Source organism: Lichenibacterium ramalinae (assembly GCF_004137085.1).
Classification (GTDB): domain Bacteria; phylum Pseudomonadota; class Alphaproteobacteria; order Rhizobiales; family Beijerinckiaceae; genus Lichenihabitans; species Lichenihabitans ramalinae.
In genome coordinates this window covers 1-19,231 of the sequence record NZ_QYBC01000009.1, presented here as the reverse complement: position 1 = coordinate 19,231, position 19,231 = coordinate 1, and the positions used below count along the sequence as shown (strand labels likewise).

Annotated in this window: 16 protein-coding genes; all 16 read left to right on the top strand. The window is 69.2% G+C overall.

Features of this window, described 5'->3' with window-relative positions; translation table 11 throughout:
* Positions 1-11: 11 nt before the first annotated feature.
* Positions 12-773: a triose-phosphate isomerase gene (locus tag D3272_RS11745; protein WP_129219371.1), complete on the top strand. Its 762-nt coding sequence runs from the start codon at positions 12-14 to the stop codon at positions 771-773.
* A 132-nt stretch (positions 774-905) separates the two neighbouring features.
* Positions 906-1,229 (top strand): EthD family reductase, encoded by a 324-nt coding sequence (locus D3272_RS11740; protein WP_129219370.1) that lies wholly within the window; start codon positions 906-908, stop codon positions 1,227-1,229.
* A gap of 244 nt (positions 1,230-1,473) precedes the next feature.
* Positions 1,474-2,328 (top strand): c-type cytochrome, encoded by an 855-nt coding sequence (locus D3272_RS11735; protein ID WP_165361320.1) that lies wholly within the window; start codon positions 1,474-1,476, stop codon positions 2,326-2,328.
* Between the two features lie 360 nt (positions 2,329-2,688).
* Positions 2,689-3,504, top strand: a complete 816-nt coding sequence (locus D3272_RS11730) for a TetR/AcrR family transcriptional regulator (protein WP_129219368.1) — start codon at positions 2,689-2,691, stop codon at positions 3,502-3,504.
* A gap of 520 nt (positions 3,505-4,024) precedes the next feature.
* The gene (locus tag D3272_RS11725) at positions 4,025-4,888 is read left to right on the top strand and encodes an AraC family transcriptional regulator (RefSeq protein ID WP_129219367.1); all 864 of its coding nucleotides are present in this window, start codon (positions 4,025-4,027) and stop codon (positions 4,886-4,888) included.
* Positions 4,889-5,788: 900 nt separating this feature from the next.
* The gene (locus tag D3272_RS11720; RefSeq protein WP_165361319.1) at positions 5,789-7,684 is read left to right on the top strand and encodes an FUSC family protein; all 1,896 of its coding nucleotides are present in this window, start codon (positions 5,789-5,791) and stop codon (positions 7,682-7,684) included.
* Positions 7,681-7,881 (top strand): DUF1656 domain-containing protein, encoded by a 201-nt coding sequence (locus tag D3272_RS11715; RefSeq protein WP_129219365.1) that lies wholly within the window; start codon positions 7,681-7,683, stop codon positions 7,879-7,881. The genes D3272_RS11720 and D3272_RS11715 overlap by 4 nt, the downstream gene beginning before the upstream one ends.
* A 58-nt stretch (positions 7,882-7,939) precedes the next feature.
* Positions 7,940-9,211 carry an HlyD family secretion protein gene (locus D3272_RS11710; protein WP_129219549.1) on the top strand — a complete coding sequence of 424 codons (1,272 nt, stop codon included), beginning with the start codon at positions 7,940-7,942 and terminating at the stop codon, positions 9,209-9,211.
* A 104-nt stretch (positions 9,212-9,315) separates the two neighbouring features.
* Positions 9,316-11,118, top strand: a complete 1,803-nt coding sequence (locus D3272_RS11705; RefSeq protein ID WP_129219364.1) for a glycoside hydrolase family 15 protein — start codon at positions 9,316-9,318, stop codon at positions 11,116-11,118.
* A gap of 13 nt (positions 11,119-11,131) precedes the next feature.
* Positions 11,132-11,719, top strand: coding sequence for a hypothetical protein (locus tag D3272_RS11700; protein WP_129219363.1), 588 nt, complete (start codon positions 11,132-11,134; stop codon positions 11,717-11,719).
* A gap of 265 nt (positions 11,720-11,984) precedes the next feature.
* Positions 11,985-12,884 (top strand): ubiquinol oxidase subunit II, encoded by a 900-nt coding sequence (gene cyoA, locus D3272_RS11695; RefSeq protein ID WP_342634176.1) that lies wholly within the window; start codon positions 11,985-11,987, stop codon positions 12,882-12,884.
* Positions 12,885-12,886: 2 nt separating this feature from the next.
* Entirely contained in the window at positions 12,887-14,890 is a 2,004-nt protein-coding gene (cyoB, locus tag D3272_RS11690; protein WP_129219361.1) for a cytochrome o ubiquinol oxidase subunit I, read from the top strand.
* Positions 14,887-15,597: a cytochrome (ubi)quinol oxidase subunit III gene (locus tag D3272_RS11685; protein ID WP_129219360.1), complete on the top strand. Its 711-nt coding sequence runs from the start codon at positions 14,887-14,889 to the stop codon at positions 15,595-15,597. Before cyoB ends, D3272_RS11685 begins: the two co-directional genes overlap by 4 nt.
* Entirely contained in the window at positions 15,594-16,139 is a 546-nt protein-coding gene (cyoD, locus tag D3272_RS28395; RefSeq protein WP_129219359.1) for a cytochrome o ubiquinol oxidase subunit IV, read from the top strand. Before D3272_RS11685 ends, cyoD begins: the two co-directional genes overlap by 4 nt.
* Entirely contained in the window at positions 16,136-16,795 is a 660-nt protein-coding gene (locus tag D3272_RS11675) for a potassium channel family protein (RefSeq protein WP_129219358.1), read from the top strand. The genes cyoD and D3272_RS11675 overlap by 4 nt, the downstream gene beginning before the upstream one ends.
* A gap of 32 nt (positions 16,796-16,827) precedes the next feature.
* Positions 16,828-19,231: MGH1-like glycoside hydrolase domain-containing protein (locus D3272_RS11670; protein ID WP_129219357.1), on the top strand; the 2,404-nt coding region annotated here is incomplete at its 3' end.

The following is a 19,231-nucleotide window of genomic DNA, read 5'->3' as shown; positions in this document are numbered from 1 at the left end:
AAGTTGGACCCATGCCCTTCGACACGCTCTGGATCGGCACGAGTTGGAAGATGAACAAGGTCCGCGCCGAAGCGCGGGCCTTCGCCGAAGCCTTGGCGGCATCGGACCTCGCCCGCCGTACCACCGCGCAGCTCTTCGTCATCCCGCCCTTCACGGCCGTGGCCGAGGTGGCCGACCGCCTCGCCGGGACACGGGTGCGCGTCGGCGTGCAGAACGTGCACTGGGCCGAGGCTGGCGCCTGGACGGGCGAGATTTCCGCCGCCATGGCGGCCGACTGCGGCGCGACGATCGCCGAGATCGGTCACAGCGAGCGGCGCACCCATTTCGGCGAGACGGACGAGACCGTGTCGATGAAGGTCGCCGCCGCGCTGCGCCACGGCCTGACACCGCTCGTCTGCGTCGGCGACACGCGCGAGGAGCACGACGCCGGCCGCACCGCGCAGGCTCTCGACCGGCAGGTGCGGGCCGCCGTGTCCAAGGTGTCCCGCGCCGAGGCCGAGCGCGTGGTCATCGCCTACGAACCGGTGTGGTCGATCGGCGAGGGCGGCACGCCGGCCGAGCCCGCCTTCGCCGACGAGCAGCACGCCCGCATCAAGGCGACGCTGGCCGACGTCACCGGACACGAGCTGCGCGTGCTCTACGGCGGCAGCGTGAACCCACAGAACTGCGTCGCCCTCGCGGCCCGGCCCAACATCGACGGACTGTTCATCGGCCGCTCGGCCTGGCAGTCGGAGGGGTTCCTCGGGATCGTCGGCCAGGTCGACGCGCCGTGACGCGGCCGGGCGTCGCCCCGACGCCCGCCCGCCCTCTGCCGCCGCGATGCGGCATCTCCGTCGCGCCGGCCCGGCCCTGCATCCCGCCGGGCACGTGACTTGCACCGCTGTCGCGGCAACAGGGAGGCCGACATGGCGACCACCATCACGGTTCTGTACGAGAACGTCGACGACGCGACCTTCGACCTCGACTATTACTTGGCCAAGCATCTTCCGCTCGTCGACGAAAGGTTCAAACCTTACGGGATCAAAGGCTGGCGCGTCCTGAAAGCCGTCGGAACGCCGTTCGGCGGCAAGCCCGCCTTCAGCGTCATCTGCACCCTCGAATTCGACACAGCCGACCAGTTCCGGGCCGCCGTCGCGGCCGAAGGGGGCCCGGTCTTCGGAGATGTGCCGAATTTCAGCAACAGGGACCCGATCGTCGTGATCGGCGACTTGGCCGGAGCGTCGTCGTAAGGGCGTTCTCCCGACCCCGTTTCGGGTCGGTCGATGCGGGCGGGCGCGGGGCCTCGACGGCGGGGCGACGGCGCCCGCTTCGCCCACCTGCAATCGATCGCGAGCCGACGCACAGGGAATGCGACGAGGGGCTGTTGTGAAATCCATGGGATCGGTCAGGATGAGCGACAGCTTATCTGACCCGACGCGCCTCCGCACGCTGGCCTGCGGACGCGCTGTCGCCGGTCTCCTCTGGAGCCTGCCCATGATACGGTCGCCGATCGCCGCGCTCCTGTTGCTGGTCGCCGCCACGGCCTGCCGGGCCGAGACGCCGCGCGAGCGCGGCGCCTATCTGGTCGAGACCATCGGGGCCTGCGGCAACTGCCACAGCCCCGTCGACCAGAACGGCAATCGGAACGGGCCAGCCCTGTCGGGCGGCGGGGCCGTGTTCGCTCCGGCCTTCACCGCCTACCCACCGAACATCACGCCGGACCCGGACACGGGGATCGGCGGCTGGAGCGAGGATCAGATCGTCACGGCGCTTCGGGACGGTCGAACCCCGGAGGGCAAGATCCTCCGTCCCCCCATGCCGGTCCCCTTCTATCGATCGCTGTCGGACCGGGACGCCCATGCGATCGCCGCCTATCTGAAGAGCCTGCCGCCGACGGTCAACCGCGTTCCGGCTTCGACCTACAGCATCCCGACGCCGACGAGCTACGGGCCGCCGGTGGCGGACGTGCCGGAGGTGTCGCGGACTGAGACCATCGCCTACGGCGCCTACCTGGCCAACCTCGGCCACTGCATGCTGTGCCACACGCCGGCCGGGGCCGACGGCAAGCGGGACTACGCGCACCGGCTCGGCGCCGGCGGGTTCCCGGTCGAAACCGCCACCGTCAACCGGTTGTCCGCCAACATCACGCCCGATCCGAAGACCGGCATCGGCGCGTGGTCCGACGCCGAGATCACGGCGGCGCTGACGCACGGCATCGCGGCCGACGGCAGCGCGCTGTCGGCCATCATGCCCTGGCCCTACCTCGACCACATGGAGCCGGAGGATCTCCGGGCCCTCGTCGCCTGGCTGCGGTCGCTGCCCCCGATCGAGAACGCCGTCGTGCAATGAGGACCGCGCCCGCGCCGGGCGCGGCGCGCCGACACGGCATCGATCGTCCTGCCGCGCGAGGCCGGCCGCTCGGACCGGGGCGAGTCAGGGGGCGAGGTTCGCCGGGTGGTCCCGCCGCCGGGTGGTCCCGCCACCAGGCCGCCGCGGCCTTGACCGGACCTGCCGGGTGCCCTGGCCGAAGCCATCCTTCGCCTCCGCCCGCGAGAACGCGCCGACTCCCTCCAGGCCGGAGGTTCGAACCGCTGGGAAGAGGAAACACCCTGGGACGACAGCCGGGCTTGTGCGTTATGGAGGTCGAGGGTCGGGCGCCATCGGTCACGGCAAAGGACCCATTCCGACGATCATGGACCGGAACGCCCGTTGATCCTGAACCTGTCCAGCGTCGCTGCCGGACACGACACACCGAACGGCGCATCCGGGACGATCGAGGACATGCATCATGCGAGCGCGCCCGTGAGTCCGGAAAAGTCGTCCATGATCAAAGAAGATCATCGCAAGCGCGTCGCGCGTGAGCGGCGCGAAAGGATGGAAGCCCACCTGCTCCGCTCGGTGCTCAAGGTGTTCCACGAGCGCCCAAGCACGGACCGCATCGTGATCGAAGACGTCATCACCCACGCCAACGTTTCGCGCGGCACGTTCTATCAATACTTTCCATCCCTGAACGACGCCATCGCCCAACTGGCGGGAACGATCACGGAAGACATGCTCAGCTCCGTGTTGACGGTCTATGATTCGCTCGCCGATCCGAAGATGCGAACGGCCTGTGGGTTCCAGATGTATCTTCTACGGGCCTGCATGGACAAGGGCTGGGGAGCCTTCATGATGCATATCGGCCTGCTGCAGGTCGATAATGCGATGCTGACGAAGATCATCGACGATATCGCGCTTGGCGTCGGGACAGGCGATTACGATGTATCATCCATCGCCGTCGCTGCCGAACTGTTGTTGGGCGCCAAGACACAGGCGATCGGTAGGATCATCTCCGGGCAGGCGGATCTTTCCTACGTCCACGCATTGACCGAGCAGCTCCTGATGAGCTTTGGCGTGAACCGTTCACAAGCGAGGAGCAGTGTTTCCGACGCCTATGACTACATCGTGCGTGAGGCACCGGGCAACATACCCTGGTGGCGGAACGACGAGGTCTCGTTCGGCCGGGACACGACCGCGGTGAGGTAGGGCGTGTGGCGGCTCGTCGGGCGGAGGGATCGGATCCGCTCGCCGGAGGCGATCCGCCCTGGGCACGGGCCCTGCCCATCCCACCGAGCCCCGCTGCCTCGCAGGCCATGCCGGCGCTCGCGCAGGGTCGCGCCTCGCCCCTGCGGCTCGGACGCCACCTGCCCGGCGCATCGCAGGCAGGAACCGTCGGCGCGGCCCTCCGGTCGATGGCCGGGCCGTCGCGACACGATGCCGAGCTCCGGTCGCGCCAACGGCGTGACCATCGCACGCCATTGGCATGGATCTTGCGGCGCGCTCGCCATCGCGCGACGGTCCGAGGGCGGGGTGGCGCGGGCCGGCGAGGCGCACAGCCGGCGACGTTGGACGGAGCGCGTCGTACCGGCGGAGACCGGGCCGGCGAAGACGGCGTGGAGGTGTTTCCCGGCGGCATCGACGCCGGGCTGGATCACCGGCATGGTCCACCGACACCGCCTGACCCGAACGAACGCTTGTCCGAGTTCGACAACAGGAGATGTCCGATTTGACGACGACCGACGACATTCGAAGACCCGATGGGGATTGGATCAGATCCAGCAAGATCACCACCGGAGCTTTCCACGTCTCGAAGGAGACCGGCGATAACTTCATCGTCGTTCTCAGCCTGAATGAAGCCTGCAGGATCACAAGCGTTTGCGAGGGCGTGAGGGACGAGGTGTCGCCCAAGGTCGGCGCCATCTCCATCCTTCCGCCCGGGTGCCGGTACTCGCAGACGATCGCGGGGGTCGCATCCGCCTTGATGTACGAGGTTCCGTGGCACCTCATGGAGGATTGGCTGGCGAAGGAGTCCTCGGTCTCGCCCGGGCACGTCGCCTTGAAGTCCCGCGTCTGCGTGCGGGACGACGTCTTGGCCAGGAACCTGTTCGGCATGGCTGCCGCGGAAACCGTGGAGGGCGCACGGGAGACGGCCTTGCATGTCACCCTGGAGCGCATCCTGCGATCGCATTCCAACACCCTCGACCCGGACAGAGACAGGCGCGTGTCGGGTGGGCTGACGCCCTGGCAGTTGAAGCGCGTGACCGAGGCCGTCGAGGACCGGATCGGCACCGGCATCAATCTGGATGACCTGTCCTCCGTGGCCGGCCTCAGCAAATTCCACTTCATCAGGGCGTTCAGCGACAGCGTCGGCACGACGCCGCACCAATACGTGCTGAACAGAAGGCTCGAACGTGCGCTTGAGTCCCTCCTCGATGAACGCGCGGACGCGGATGGTATCGCCAGGAAGTTCGGCTTCAGCCATGCGAGCCACCTCGCCAGGATGCTGAGACGCCGCTTCGGCGTGACACCGAGCGACTTCAAACGGCTGGTGTTTCCACAGACGAGAACAGGCATCGCCCGCGCGACGTGAGCAGCATGCCGCAACGTCCAGCCATGCAGCTGGAGCGGACGGAACTCACCAGACGCCCGCGACCTTGCGAGGTCGAAGGGCGGAGCGGCGCGAAGCGGGCGTCTCCACTGCGAATGGCCGGGAACCCACCGGTCGCCGTCACGAAGACCTGCCGAACTGTCCGCAGGCTCGAGTTCGCAGCAACATTGTGCTCCCGCGGCCGTGGTGTCGAAGCCTCCGCATGCTAGACATCTCAGGGCGACAGGGGAAACGTCCGCGGGCAAGTCCGAAAGGATCGCACGCGCAATGCCGAAGGCAGCCTCAGATGCCAGAGCATAGGCTCGGTCCTGCGGGAACAGCACCGTCCACCGGTGCATGGGTCAGCCGGCATCACCGCCGCCTTACGAATAATGCGCGAGTCTAGATCGAATCGCCGCTGACATGGGCCAGGTTCGTATCCGATCCAATGCGGCTTAGCCGTCGAGATCACAGCTCGATGACCTCGTCCCGGAGAGACGACGGGTCCGCCTATCGAGCGCTCTATAGCACCACATCGACGATGAACCGCCGAGACCGAGCGGAAACCTTCATATCATACACTTGTGTCAGGATGACAGGCATGTATGATGCAAGGGCTTCGCCGGGGTGCCCAGCGCAGGTCGGAGCGACGCCGGACAGGCCTGTCGGAGCAGCGGGATGGTGGGCACCAGCGGACCATCCCATCCAACAGCCGAGTGCGAGAACACCATGGTCGATCAAGTCGGTGCACGGCCCGATGGGGAACGATCATGCCGAGACGACGTCGATGCCCGGGCGTGATGCTTCGACCAAGACTGCGGCAAGGGATGGGCCCATGCCGATGCCATGCTCGAGCTTCTCGACCTGTCCGAGCCATGGATCCGCGGCGGAGCTGTCGTGCACATGTCTTCTGAGATGACGGCAACCCGGCCTTTGAGCTTCGCTGGACTGGCGCTTCCGCGCTGGTTCTTCGGCATGCGGGTCTGGGTGACGATGATGCTGGCGCTCTATGCGGCGTTCTGGCTGCAGATCGACGGCGCGTCGTCGGCGGCCGTCACGGTGGCGATCCTGGCGTTGCCGACGCGGGGGCAGGCGCTGGAAAAAGCCCTGTACCGCTTCGGCGCGACATTGGTCGGCGTGACGGCCTCGATCGCCATCTCGGGACTGTTCAGCCAGCAGCGCGACCTCTTCGTCCTGGCCTATGCGGGCTGGCTCGGCCTGTGCGTCTTCGTGGCCAACCTCCTCGACGGCAATCGCGCCTACGGCGCCGTGCTGTCGGGATACACGGTGGCGATCGTCTCGGTGATGAAGGTCGACTCCCCGCAGGACGTGTTCATGACCGGGATGAACCGCGGGGCCGCGATCGCGATCGGGATCGCGACGGTCGCGCTCGTCAACGACCTCTTCGCGGCCCCGAACGTGTTCCCGAAGGCCCTGGCCGGCGTGTCGGATGCGAGGCAGGAGGTTCTCGACCTGGTTCGCAACGGCTTGCGGGACGGGACCCTCGACATCTCGCAGACGGCGGACACCTTCAAGGCGCTGACCGCGCTCCACCCGACCATCTCGGCCCTCGCAGCCGAGTCCAGGACGGGCGCGGCCGCGGCCCGGAGCACCGTGGCGGCCCTGGTGGACGAGATCATGGCGGCGCGGGCGGCGGGGTTGGGCGAGGCCGCCAGCGCCGAGACCGCGCAGGAGCGTTCCCGGGCCGCCGTGACGGACGCGGACGGCGTTGAAACCGTCGAAAGCCGGGCGCTCGCCGAACGCGACCGACGCGCCGCGCAGGGGCTCGCCGACATGAAGGCCGGCCGGCGACCGGCGCAGCCGCCGGGCCTGCCGCTGTTCCGCTCGCGGCGCCTGGCGGCGCGAAAGGCCTTCCGGGTCGGCGCGGCCGTGGCCCTGTCCTCGCTGTTCTTCATCTACAGTTCGTGGCCGCAGACCTCGATCGCCTTCACGTTCCTCGGCGCCGTCGCGGCGCTCAGCAGCACGATGCCGAACCCGAAGGGCTTCTCCATCCTCGCCTGCCTGGGCATCCCCTTGGCCGCCTTGACGGTGGGGATCACGGAATTCCTCGTCCTCGACGGCGTCGACCAATACCCCTTGCTGTGCATCGCCCTCGCCCCTCCCGTGGTCGGCGCGTGCCTGCTCCAATCGAGTTCCAACCAGAAACTGGCCGTCATCGGCTTTCTCGTCCTGGTCTTCGTGCCGGTGCTCCTGTCGCCCAGCAATCCGCAGAACTACAACCCGCAATCCTACCTCACCGTCAGCATCCTCGCCACGACGGGGGTGTTGGCCCTGGCATTCTGGCTGACGCTGCTGACCCCCGCGAGCGACGCCCAGCAGAGGCGATGGCTGCTGCGCTCCGCCAAGGCGGACCTGTCCGCCGCGCTGCGCGGCCGACGCGATCGCCTCACCCCGTCCGAAGCCGCCTATCGCTCGGCGGACCGCATCGGTCAGCTCGCGGCGGTCGGCGCCGGGGACGACCCGGCGCGAACCGAGGCCTTGGCGGACGCCTTCGCCATCGCCGACCTGGATCATGCCGTCCGCCGCGTCCGATACGCCCTCGTGCGGCTCGCTCCCGGCAGCATGGACGGCAAGGCATCGGCAGACGTGCAAGATGCCCTCGCCGGGATGGACGTCGCGGCGTTGCGCGCCGCCGCCGACAGCCTCCCGACGCGCTCGGACAGCCGCGCCGACGACGCCGTGCGGCAGGCCGGCCGGGCGTTGATGCTGGTCGCAGACCTCGCCGCTGCCCATCGGCCCGCCCTCCAGCGGCTCATGCCGGGTCTGGTCGCGGCATGACGGGCTATCCCGAACTCGCGGTCGGCGGGGTGCTGATGGCGCCCTTCGTCGGCTACGCGGTCGCGGCGCTGGCCATCCTGCTCGTGCTTCGGCCGCTGCTGCGCCTCGTCGCCTTCGACCGGGCCTTCTTCAACCCGCCCGTGGCGAACCTTTGCCTCTACGTGCTGGTGCTGGCCGCCCTCATCGTGATGTTCTGACCGGAGTGCGACCTTGGACGACCGACCGAACACGCTTCTCAAGCCCGCGTCGCGCGACATGCTGGACGTCGCCCGGCTGAAGGGCCGGGCCCGGCCCGACGATGGTGGCGAGGCGCGCCAGCAGGCCGGTCGCGATGTCGATGCCCGCGCCGCGCCCGCGCCCGCGCCGTCCCATCCGTCGAAGGCCGAGCCTCCGGCGGAGCCCGCGCCGCCGCAGCGCCGGCCCGGCATGCTGTCCCGGTTGTCCACCAAGGCGCTGAAGCTGCTCGCGACCGTCCTGATCTTCGCCGCCGCTGCCGTGGCGGCCCTGCTGATCTGGGACTACTACGTCACGGCGCCCTGGACCCGGGACGGTCGCGTCCGCGTCCAGGTGGCGAGCGTCGCCCCCCAGGTGTCCGGCCAGGTCACCGAGATCCGCATCGTGGACAACCAGTTCGTCCACAAGGGCGACGTGCTCTACGTCATCGACCCCTTCGACTTCGAGTCCGCGCTGGCGATGGCGAAGAGCACGGTGCGGCAGAGGGCGGCCGACCTCCAGGTGAAGCGCGTCCAGGCCGACCGCCGCCAGCACCTCAGCGACCTCGCCACCACGCCCGAGGAGCAGCAGCAATACGTGGGCAACGCCACCCAGGCCCAGGGGGCCTTCGAGGCCGCCCAGGCCCAGGAGGCCCAGGCGGAGGTCAACCTCAAGCGCACCGAGGTGATGAGCCCCGTCAACGGCTTCGTCACCAACCTCCTGATGCGCGTCGGCGACTACGCCCGCGAGGGGAGCAGCAACGTGTCGGTCATCGACGCCGATTCCTACTGGGTCGACGGCTATTTCGAGGAAACCAAGATGGCCCATGTCGGCGTGGGGGATGCCGCCCAGGCGCAGCTCATGGGCTATGCGCAGCCCCTGCTCGGCCACGTGCAGAGCGTGACGCGCGGCATCAGCGTGTCGGACGCGGCGCCGAGCACGCAGGGCCTGCCCAACGTCGATGCCGTGTACAGCTGGGTTCGCCTGGCGCAACGCGTGCCGGTGCGGATGCGGATCGAGCAGGTGCCGCCGGGGGTGCCGCTGGTGTCGGGGATGACGGCGACCGTTTCGATCCGCGACGCCGTCCCGGACGATGGGGGTCCGTGGTGGCGCCGGAAAGCCGACGGGGTCGGGACGGCCCTCAAGGATCTGTTCGACCGGCCCGTGCCGCGGGCGAATTGCGTGCCGGCGATCGGCGATCTCGAAGGCCGCACCACCACCCTGCCGACGCCGATACCGACCGCCGCCCGTCGTCCCGATCAGATCAACCCCGGCATCGCGCCTGGGATGACGCTGTCGCCGCATCCGCGATGAGGGCGCGACCGCGCCTGGGCGCCCGGTGAAGCGCGACCCCGGCCCGAAGCGGCCCGGCTGAGAACGACCGGGCCTGCGACCACACGTGAAGGACCACGACCGACATGCCTCTCAGAATCGAAGACTATGCGCTGATCGGCAATTGCGAGGGCGCGGCGCTCGTCGGCCTCGACGGCTCGATCGACTGGATGGCCCTGCCGCGCTTCGATTCCCAGGCCTGCTTCGCGGCCCTGCTGGGCACGGCCGAGAACGGCCGCTGGCTGATCGCACCCGCGGTGCCGGTCACCAAGGTGACACGGCGCTACCGCGACGGCACGCTGGTGCTGGAAACCACCTTCGAGACGGCGCAGGGCACCGTCCAGCTGATCGACGCCATGGGGCGGCGCGAAGGGCACGGCGACGTGGCCCGCCTCGTGCGCGGGCTGTCGGGCTCGGTGCCGATGCGCATCGAAGGGGTGCTGCGGCCCGGCTACGGCACGGTGGTGCCCTGGGTCAGCCGCCTCGCCGATGGGCGCGTCGCCGCCGTGGCGGGTCCCGACCGCTTCGTGCTCGACACCCCGGTGGAGCTGCACGGCGAGGACTTGCGCACGGTGGGCACCTTCACGGCCGAGGACGGCAGCGAGACGCCCTTCACGCTGACCTGGTCGCCGTCCTTCCTCCCGGTGCCCGACAAGCTGGACGCGGCCGAGACCATCGACCTCGCCACGCGCCAATGGCAGCGTTGGATCGCGCAGCACCGCGAGGATACGGCGGGCGATTGGGTCGGGCTCGTGCAGCGCTCGCTCGTCACCCTGAAGGCCCTGACCCATTACCAGACGGGCGGCATCGTGGCGGCGCCCACCACGTCGCTGCCCGAGCAGCTCGGCGGCCCGCGCAACTGGGACTACCGCTATTGCTGGCTGCGCGACGCCACGCTGACCCTCTACGCGCTGCTGACCTCGGGCTTCCTCGAGGAGGCCAGCGCCTGGCGCGACTGGTTGACCCGCGCCATCGCGGGCTCGCCCGACCAGATGCAGATCATGTACGGCATCGCGGGCGAGCGGCGCCTCGAAGAATACGAGCTGCCCTGGCTCGCCGGCTACGAGGGCTCGACCCCGGTGCGCGTCGGCAACGCCGCGGCGGGCCAGCTCCAGCTCGACGTCTACGGCGAGGTGCTCGACGCCATGTACCAGGCGCGCCGCCTGGGCCTCGCGCCGGACGACAACGGCTGGCACCTGGAGCGCGCCCTCGTCGGCCACCTCGAAACGATCTGGCGGCAGCCCGACGAGGGCGTCTGGGAGATGCGCGGCGGCCGCAAGCACTTCACGGCGTCGAAGGTGATGGTCTGGGTCGCCTTCGACCGCGCCATCCGCTCCGTCGAGGAGTTCGGGCTCGACGGTCCCGTCGCGCGCTGGCGGAAGACGCGGGACGAGGTCCACGCCGAAGTCTGCGCCGCGGGCTACAATGCCGAGCGTGCCCATTTCACCCAGTGCTACGGCGGCACGGCGCTCGACGCCAGCCTGCTCATCATCGCCATGGTGGGCTTCCTGCCGGCCGACGACCCGCGCGTCGCCCGCACCGTGAAGGCCATTGAGGAGCGGCTGACGGAGGACGGCTTCGTCAAGCGATACGACGAGACGGCCAACATCGACGGGCTCGCGGGAGGCCACGAAGGGGCGTTCCTGCCCTGCTCCTTCTGGCTCGCCGACAATTACGTCCTGGCGGGGCGCCTCGACGAGGCCCGCGCGCTGTTCGAGCGCCTGGTCGCGCTCAGCAACGACGTCGGCCTGCTGTCGGAGGAATACGATTCGCGCGTCGGTCGCCAGGTCGGCAACTTCCCGCAGGCCTTCACCCATGTGGCGCTGATCAACACCGCCCACAACCTCAGCCGCGGGGGCGGCCCGGCACAGCATCGTGCCCAGAACTGAGCCGAGACGCCGCATGTCGGGAAACAACGCCATGTCATCTTCGGATCGTGTCAAGCGAAAGAAGTCTTCGACCCAAGCGACGGCAGCCGCTTCGGCAGCGCGAAGGCGCAACAAAGGACTGCGGCGCCCGCACGACGACGTCGAGACGTTCGTGCTGCGTCGATCTCCGGGCCAGAAGAGCTACCTGTGGCAGATCCGACTGTTCGGAGGCGTCGTCCTGCTGACCAGCGATGATGACTACCCGAGCCTGGAATCGGCGCGGGAGGCGGGCATCGCCGCCAAGGCCAACTATCGCCATGACGCCGGACGCATGACGCCATCGGCGGCGACGCGGCAGAGCGCCGGTCCGGCGGATACCGGACGCCGATGCGATGGCGAGCGAGCGGCCCCCCAGGGGGCCGGATCGACGGATCAGGGTCGAGGCGCCCGCTCTGTCGACATCGACGAGGCGACCAGAGCGCTTTCGCCTTCGGCGAATTCGCTCCAACTTCGAACCGAGAGCAGTTCCGTCGGCTCGGCGTCGCCGAGGCGACCCGGAGAAAGCCGATCCTGCTCCAGCAGGCGCCATGTCGCCGACGGGAGCGCTCGCCTGTGCTCGTGACGGTCCGCCTCCTGTGAAGACCCCTCGAAGCGCCTGTCGATCGCGGCCCGGACCATCGCAGGGCTGGCAGGCCGCTCCTGCGCGCCCGGGCTGGCGTTCGATCGGCCGCGGCGCGGTCCCGCGGCAGGCCTGCGGATGCGAAGATCCGCGACCCCGCTCGGCGCAGCTTCCACCTTTCCCGGCCAACCGGCCTCCAAGGACGAGAACACACATGGCGATGAGTGGGAGGGACCTGCGGATGCGACGGGGCCGAGCGGTGGCCACCGTGTCGGCGACCGCTGCCGGACTCGGCGGATGTTCGCACGGCATCCTCGATCCGGCGGGTCCGGTCGGCGGGGCGGAGCGGGTGATCCTGTTCGACGCCCTCGCCATCATGCTGTGCATCGTGGTGCCGACGATCGTCGCCACCCTGGCCTGCGCCTGGTGGTTCCGCGCCGGCAACGACAGGGCCCGGCGCCTGCCCGACTGGTCCTTCTCGGGGCGGGTCGAGGTCGTCACCTGGTCGGTGCCGCTGCTGACCATCCTGTTCCTCGGCGGCATCGCCTGGGTCGGCTCGCACGAGCTCGACCCCGCGAAGCCCCTCGCCCCTCCGGTCGCGACCGCCGACGCCAAACCCCTCGACGTGCAGGTCGTGGCGCTCGACTGGAAGTGGCTGTTCATCTACCCCGACCAGGGCGTCGCCAGCCTGAACAGGCTCGTCATCCCGGCCCACGTTCCGGTGCACTTCTCGCTGACCTCGGCCAGCGTCATGAACACGTTCTTCGTGCCCCAGCTCGGTTCCATGATCTACGTCATGAACGGCATGGCCGACCAGCTGAACCTCCAGGCCGACCGCGAGGGCACCTTCCCGGGCCTGTCCGGCCATTTCAGCGGCGACGGCTTCTCCGACATGCACTTCGACGCCGTGGCGATGGCCCGGTCGGGCTTCGACGCCTGGGTGGCGGGTGCCAAGGGCGCCGGCCCGCGGCTCGACGCCGCCGCCTATGCGGCGCTGTCGCGCCAAAGCACCGGCCTGCCGCCGATGACCTATGGCGACGTCGCCCCCGACCTCTTCGAGCACGTCGTGCTGCAGCATATCCCGCCGGGGCCGGGGCCCGAACCCGCGTCGCCGCCCAAGCCCCGGGCCGAGACGGACGCCAAGCTCGACCCCAAGGCCGGAGGCTGACCATGCTGGGCAATCTCACCCTCGCCGCCATCCCGCTCGACCAGCCCATCCCGCTCATCGCGGCGGGTCTCGTCGGCGCCGTGCTGCTGGCGACCCTGGCCTACATCGCCTTCGCCGGCTACCTCCCCTACCTGTGGCGCGAGTGGATCACCTCCGTCGACCACAAGCGCATCGGCGTCATGTACACGCTTCTGGCGCTGGTCATGCTGCTGCGCGGCTTCACCGACGCCCTGATGATGCGATCCCAGCAGGCGCTGGCATTCCGCTCGCCCGGCTACCTGCCGCCCGAGCATTACGACCAGATCTTCTCGGCCCACGGCACGCTGATGATCTTCTTCGTCGGCATGACCTTCATGATCGGTCTGATGAACTATGTCGTGCCGCTGCAGCTCGGCGTGCGCGACGTCGCCTTCCCGACGCTGAACTCCGTCGGCTTCTGGCTCACCGCCACCGGCGCGCTGCTGGTCAACGTCTCCCTCGTCGTCGGCGAGTTCGCCAAGACCGGGTGGCTGCCCTACCCGCCGCTCAGCGAGATCACCTACTCGCCCGGCGTCGGCGTCGACTATTACCTGTGGTCGCTGCAGATCTCCGGCGTCGGCACGCTGATGACCGGCATCAACCTCGTCACCACCATCCTGAAGATGCGGGCGCCGGGCATGAACTACCTGCGCATGCCGATGTTCTGCTGGACCTCGCTCGCCTCCAACCTGCTCATCGTGGCGGCCTTCCCGATCCTCACCACCACGCTCGCCATGCTGCTGCTCGACCGCTACCTCGGCTTCCACTTCTTCACCAATACGGGCGGCGGCAACGTCATGATGTTCAACAACCTCATCTGGGCCTGGGGCCACCCGGAGGTGTACATCCTGATCCTGCCGGCCTTCGGCATCTTCTCCGAGGTGATCTCGACCTTCTCGACGAAGCCGCTGTTCGGATACCGCTCCATGGTGGCCGCCACCATGGTGATCTGCCTGCTCGCCTTCATGGTGTGGCTCCACCACTTCTTCACCATGGGGGCGGGGGCGGACGTCAACGCCGTCTTCGGCGTCACCACCATGATCATCGCGGTGCCGACCGGCGTGAAGGTGTTCAACTGGCTGTTCACCATGTACGGCGGCCGGGTCCGCTTCGACACGCCCATGCTGTGGGCCCTGGCCTTCATGGTCACCTTCGTGATCGGCGGCATGACGGGCGTGCTGCTCGCCGTGCCGCCGGCCGACTTCGTGCTGCACAACTCGCTGTTCCTCGTCGCGCACTTCCACAACGTCATCATCGGCGGCGTGCTGTTCGGCGGCTTCGCGGGCCTATCCTACTGGTGGCCCAAGGCCTTCGGCTTCCGCCTGCACGAGGGCTGGGGCAAGGCCGCCTGGGCGCTGTGGGTGTCGGGCTTCTACGTCGCCTTCATGCCCCTCTACCTGCTGGGCCTGATGGGCATGACGCGCCGCATGCAGCACTACGACGACCCCGCCTGGCGCCCCTGGCTCATCGTCGCCGCCTTCGGCGCCCTGATGATCCTCGGCGGCATCGCCTGCCAGGTGGTGCAGATCATCGTGTCGATCCGCCGCCGGGACGAGCTGCGCGACGACACCGGCGACCTGTGGGACGGCCGCTCGCTCGAATGGTCCACCGCGTCGCCGCCCCCGGCCTATAATTTCGCGGTGCTGCCGCAGGTGCACGGCGAGGAGCCCTATTGGGGCATGAAGCAGACGGCGCTGGAGCAGGCTCACCTGTCCGACGCCCCGCACTACGAGGCGATCGAGATCCCGCGCAACAGCCCCACGGGCTTCGTCTGCGCCTTCTTCGCCACCGTTCTGGGCTTCGCGCTGATCTGGCACATCTGGTGGATGGCGGGGGCCGGCCTCCTCGGCGCCTTCGCGACCTTCGTGGCCTTCGCCTGGCGGGACCGGGCCGAGGTCGAGATGCCGGCCTCCGAGGTGGCCCGCCTCGACGGCGACAACCGCCGCGCCCGCGCCGACCGACTCGCCCACCTGGAAGCCGCCCCATGACCTCCGCCTTCGCACCGACCGCCGATCCCGGCCGCCGATCCGCGGCGGGTGGGCGGCGAAACCCGACCGACCCCCATCACGTCGGTCACGGCGGCCCCGGCGGCGGCGGCCCCTCGGCCCGGGGACGCGGCACGGGCGGCCCGGCGCCCAAGAGCGTCGTGGTGAGCTACGGCTTCTGGCTGTTCATCCTGTCCGACATCGTCATGTTCGCGACCTTCTTCGCGGCCTATGCGGTCCTGAAGGGCAACACCGACGGAGGCCCGACCCCGGCCGGGGTCTTCGGCCTCGGCAACAGCGCCGTCGAAACCGCGTGCCTGCTGCTGTCGAGCTACGCCGGAGGGGCGGCGACCCTGGCGGCGCGCGCCAGGAACGCGCGGCTGTTCTACGCCGCCATGGCCCTCACCTTCGCCCTCGGCGCCCTGTTCATCGGGCTCGAGGCGCGTGAATTCGTCGACCTCGTCGGGCGCGGGGCGGGGCCGAGCCGCTCGGCCTTCCTGTCGAGCTTCTTCGCCCTCGTGGGGTGCCACGGGCTTCACGTCTCGGCGGGGCTGCTGTGGCTCGTCACCATGGTGGCGCAGGTCTACGCCAAGGGTTTCCGCGCCGACATCCTGCGTCGCTTCCACTGCTGGACGCTGTTCTGGCACGCGCTCGACATCGTGTGGGTCGGCGTGTTCACCGTGGTCTACCTGATGGGGGTCTACGCATGAGGCCAATCACCTCCGCCCGCGGCGGCCTCCTGCGCGGCTTGGCCTGGCTCGGCCTGGTGGGCTTCGGCGCGCTCTGGGCGAACCCGCCGAGGGCGGCCGTACCGCAGCCCGCCGGGGCCGGGCCCGGCCCGCGCCCGCTCCCGTCGCCCGAGCCCGAGGGTTCGGCCCATAGCCGGTCGGACCGTGGGCCCGGCGAGGAGCATGCGGACGACCCGGAAGAAACCAGCGGCCTCAAGGGCTACACCATCGGCCTCGGCTTCGCGGCGCTGCTGACGCTGCTGTCCTTCGGCCTGCCCGCCACGGGCCTCGTCTGGGGCCCCGTCGTCCCGGCCGCGCTGATCGTGCTCGCCATCGCCCAGATGGGCGTGCACCTCGTGTTCTTCCTCCACCTCACCACCGGCCCCGACAACACCAACAACGCCATGGCGCTGGCCTTCGGCGTGCTCATCGTCGTGCTGGTGATCGGCGGGACGCTCTGGATCATGGCGCATCTCGACGCCAACATGATGCCCATGGGGCCGATGATGGACATGCGGCGATGAGGCCCCCGCCAGCCCGTGGCGACGGGACCGATCCAGGGGGGACGCGCGGCGGCGGACCGACGCGGTCCCGGTCGCAGTCCCCCTCGAGGGCCGGAGGATCGATCTTCGGACATCATCACATCCGGCAGACGCTCGATCGGCTGCAGGTCGCCTACCTCGGGCTGGTCGCCACCCAGGTCAGCGCGTTGCTCCTCTACGAGTGGCGCGTCGCGTCCGGATCGCTGGTCCTCGCCCTCGGCCTCGTGACGTCCCTCGTCGGACCGGGCCTCAGCGTGGTGGTCGGCGTGCGGGTCTTCCAGCAACGGCGCCTATCGCGCGGCTTCGACGTCGCCAGCGCGGCGCTGACCTACGTGGTGACGTGCATCTCCTTCGCCATCGTCTACGCCATCATCGCCGAACGGGTCCCCCACGCCTTCACCCTGCCGGCCGGCGAAGCCGATCCGATCGGCTTCGGATCGGCCCTGTACTTCAGCGTCGTCACCATCACGACGACGGGTTTCGGCGACATCGCCCCGCTCGCCGGGCTGGCCCGCACCGCCGCGTGCTGCGAGATCGGCACCGGCCTCCTCTACCAGGTCTTCATCTTCACCATGGCGGCCTCGCTCTTCGGCCCCGCACCGCGAACCGACGACGGGCAGGCGCGGCATGCCCCGTGAGCCCGCCACCCAACGACCAACCGGGGTTCGTCATGAGCCATGATGTCGACCGATCGCCCGATGCCTCGGACCCTCGGGCCGACGAGGAGGCGCGTCGTCTCGCCGACGACGTCGCGGGACGCCGGGACTGGCGCCTGTGGGGCACCTACCTTCCCGAACGCCAGTGGGGCACGGTGCGCGAGGACTATTCCGCCGACGGCGATGCCTGGGCCTCCTTCCCCTACGCCGCGTCCCGCGCGCGCGCCTACAGGTGGAGCGAGGACGGCCTGCTCGGGTGGACGGACCGCGACTGCCGCCTGTGCCTGTCCACCGCGCTGTGGAACGGCCGGGACGACCACCTCAAGGAGCGCCTGTTCGGCCTCGGCAACGCCGACGGCAACCACGGCGAGGACGTCAAGGAACTCTACTACTATCTCGACGCTACCCCGACGGGATCCTACGCCAAGGCGCTGTACAAATACCCACAGGCCGCCTTCCCCTATGCGGAACTCGTCGAGGAGAACGGGCGTCGAGGGCTCGACGATCCGGAATACGAACTGCTCGACACCGGGGTGTTCGACGGGAACAGGTATTTCGACCTCGTCGTCGAATATGCCAAGCGGGATGCCGACGACACCCTCGTCCGCATCACCGTGAGCAACCGCGGCCCGGAGGCGGCGGCGATCGTCGTCCTGCCCACCCTCACGCTGCGCAATACCTGGTCCTGGTCCGAGCCGACGGGCGACGACGGCAAGCCACGGTTGGCGGCTGCCGGGGGCACGGGGGACGTCATCGCCGAGGTTCCGGGGCTGGGCACCTATCGGTTCGCGGTCGTGCCGGGTGCCGACGGCCCCACGGCGGAACGCATGTTCACCGAGAACGAGTCCAACCTCGACACCCTCGCCGGCAGCCCCGGGCGGGGGAGGGCCAAGGATGCGTTCCATCGCGTCGTCGTCGGCGGGGATGCGAGCGCGACCGGCGGCGAGGACCGCGGCACCAAGACAGCCTTCCTGTTCCGCCAGACGATCGAGGCCGGTGCTTCTCTCGTCCTGCGGTTGCGCCTCGCCCGCGACGAAGGCGCCGGAGTCGGCGCGCTCGACGTCGAGGCTTTCGAAGGCTGCCTGGCGCGGCGCATCGCCGAAGCCGACGACTTCTACGCCGCCCACATCCCCGACCGCCTCGGCGCCGAAGCCCGCGCCGTGGCACGGCAGGCCTATGCGGGCCTCCTGTGGTCGAAACAGGTCTACGCCTACGACGTCGACACCTGGATCGTCGGCGACCCGGGGCGGCCGCCGCCGGCGGACCGCGCGGGCCTCCGCAACGGCAACTGGCGCCACATGTCGCTGCACGACGTGATCTCGATGCCGGACAAGTGGGAATATCCCTGGTTCGCGGCGTGGGACCTCGCCTTCCACCTCGGCCCGATGGCGCGCATCGACCCGGCCTTCGCCAAGTCCCAACTCCTCCTGATGTTGAACGAGCGCTGCCTCCATCCGAACGGCGCGCTCCCCGCCTACGAGTGGAACTTCGACGACGTGAACCCGCCCGTCCACGCTGCTGCGGTGCTGGACGTGTTCACGATCGACCGGCGCCAAACCGGCAAGGCCGACATCGACTTCCTCGAGCGGGCCTTCCAGAAACTGGTGCTGAACTTCACGTGGTGGGTCAACCGCAACGACGATGCGGGCAACGACCTGTTCGGCGGCGGGTTCCTGGGGCTCGACAACATCGGCCTGTTCGACAGGAGCTTGAGCCTGAAGGACGGCACGACCCTGAACCAGGCCGACGCCACGGCCTGGATGGGCCTGTTCTGCTCGAGCATGCTGACGATCGCGATCGAACTGGCCCAGGTGCTGCCGGTCTACGAGGACATGGCGCTGAAGTTCTTCCACCACGACCTGCTCGTCATCGACGCCATCAACGGCTTCGGCGGCTCGGGGCTGTGGGACGAGGAGGACGGCTTCTTCTACGATCAACTGGTCATCGGCGACGGCGCACCGGTGCCCGTCAAGGTGCAGAGCATCGTCGGCCTCGTCCCGCTGTTCGCCGTCTGTGCGATGCGGCGGGACCAGCACGACCGCCTGCCAGGCCTGGTGCGCCAGATCGAGGAGGGGCTCGCCAAGAACCCGCGCTTCGCCGCCTATGTCGCCAGGACGGAGGTGAGGGACGGTCCCTATGCGGACGCCTGGTTCGTCGCCCTCACCCCCAAGGACCGCCTGTTGCGGTTGCTCGACCGCATGCTGGACGAGGACCAGTTCCTGTCGCCGCACGGCATCCGCAGCGTCTCGAAACGCCACGCCGACCACCCGCTCCACGTCCGCCACGACGGGAAGGATCTCGAGGTCGACTACGTGCCGGGCGAAGGCAATAGTCGCATGTTCGGCGGCAACAGCAACTGGCGCGGACCGATCTGGTTTCCCATCAACATCCTGATCGTCCAGGCCCTGGAACGCTTCC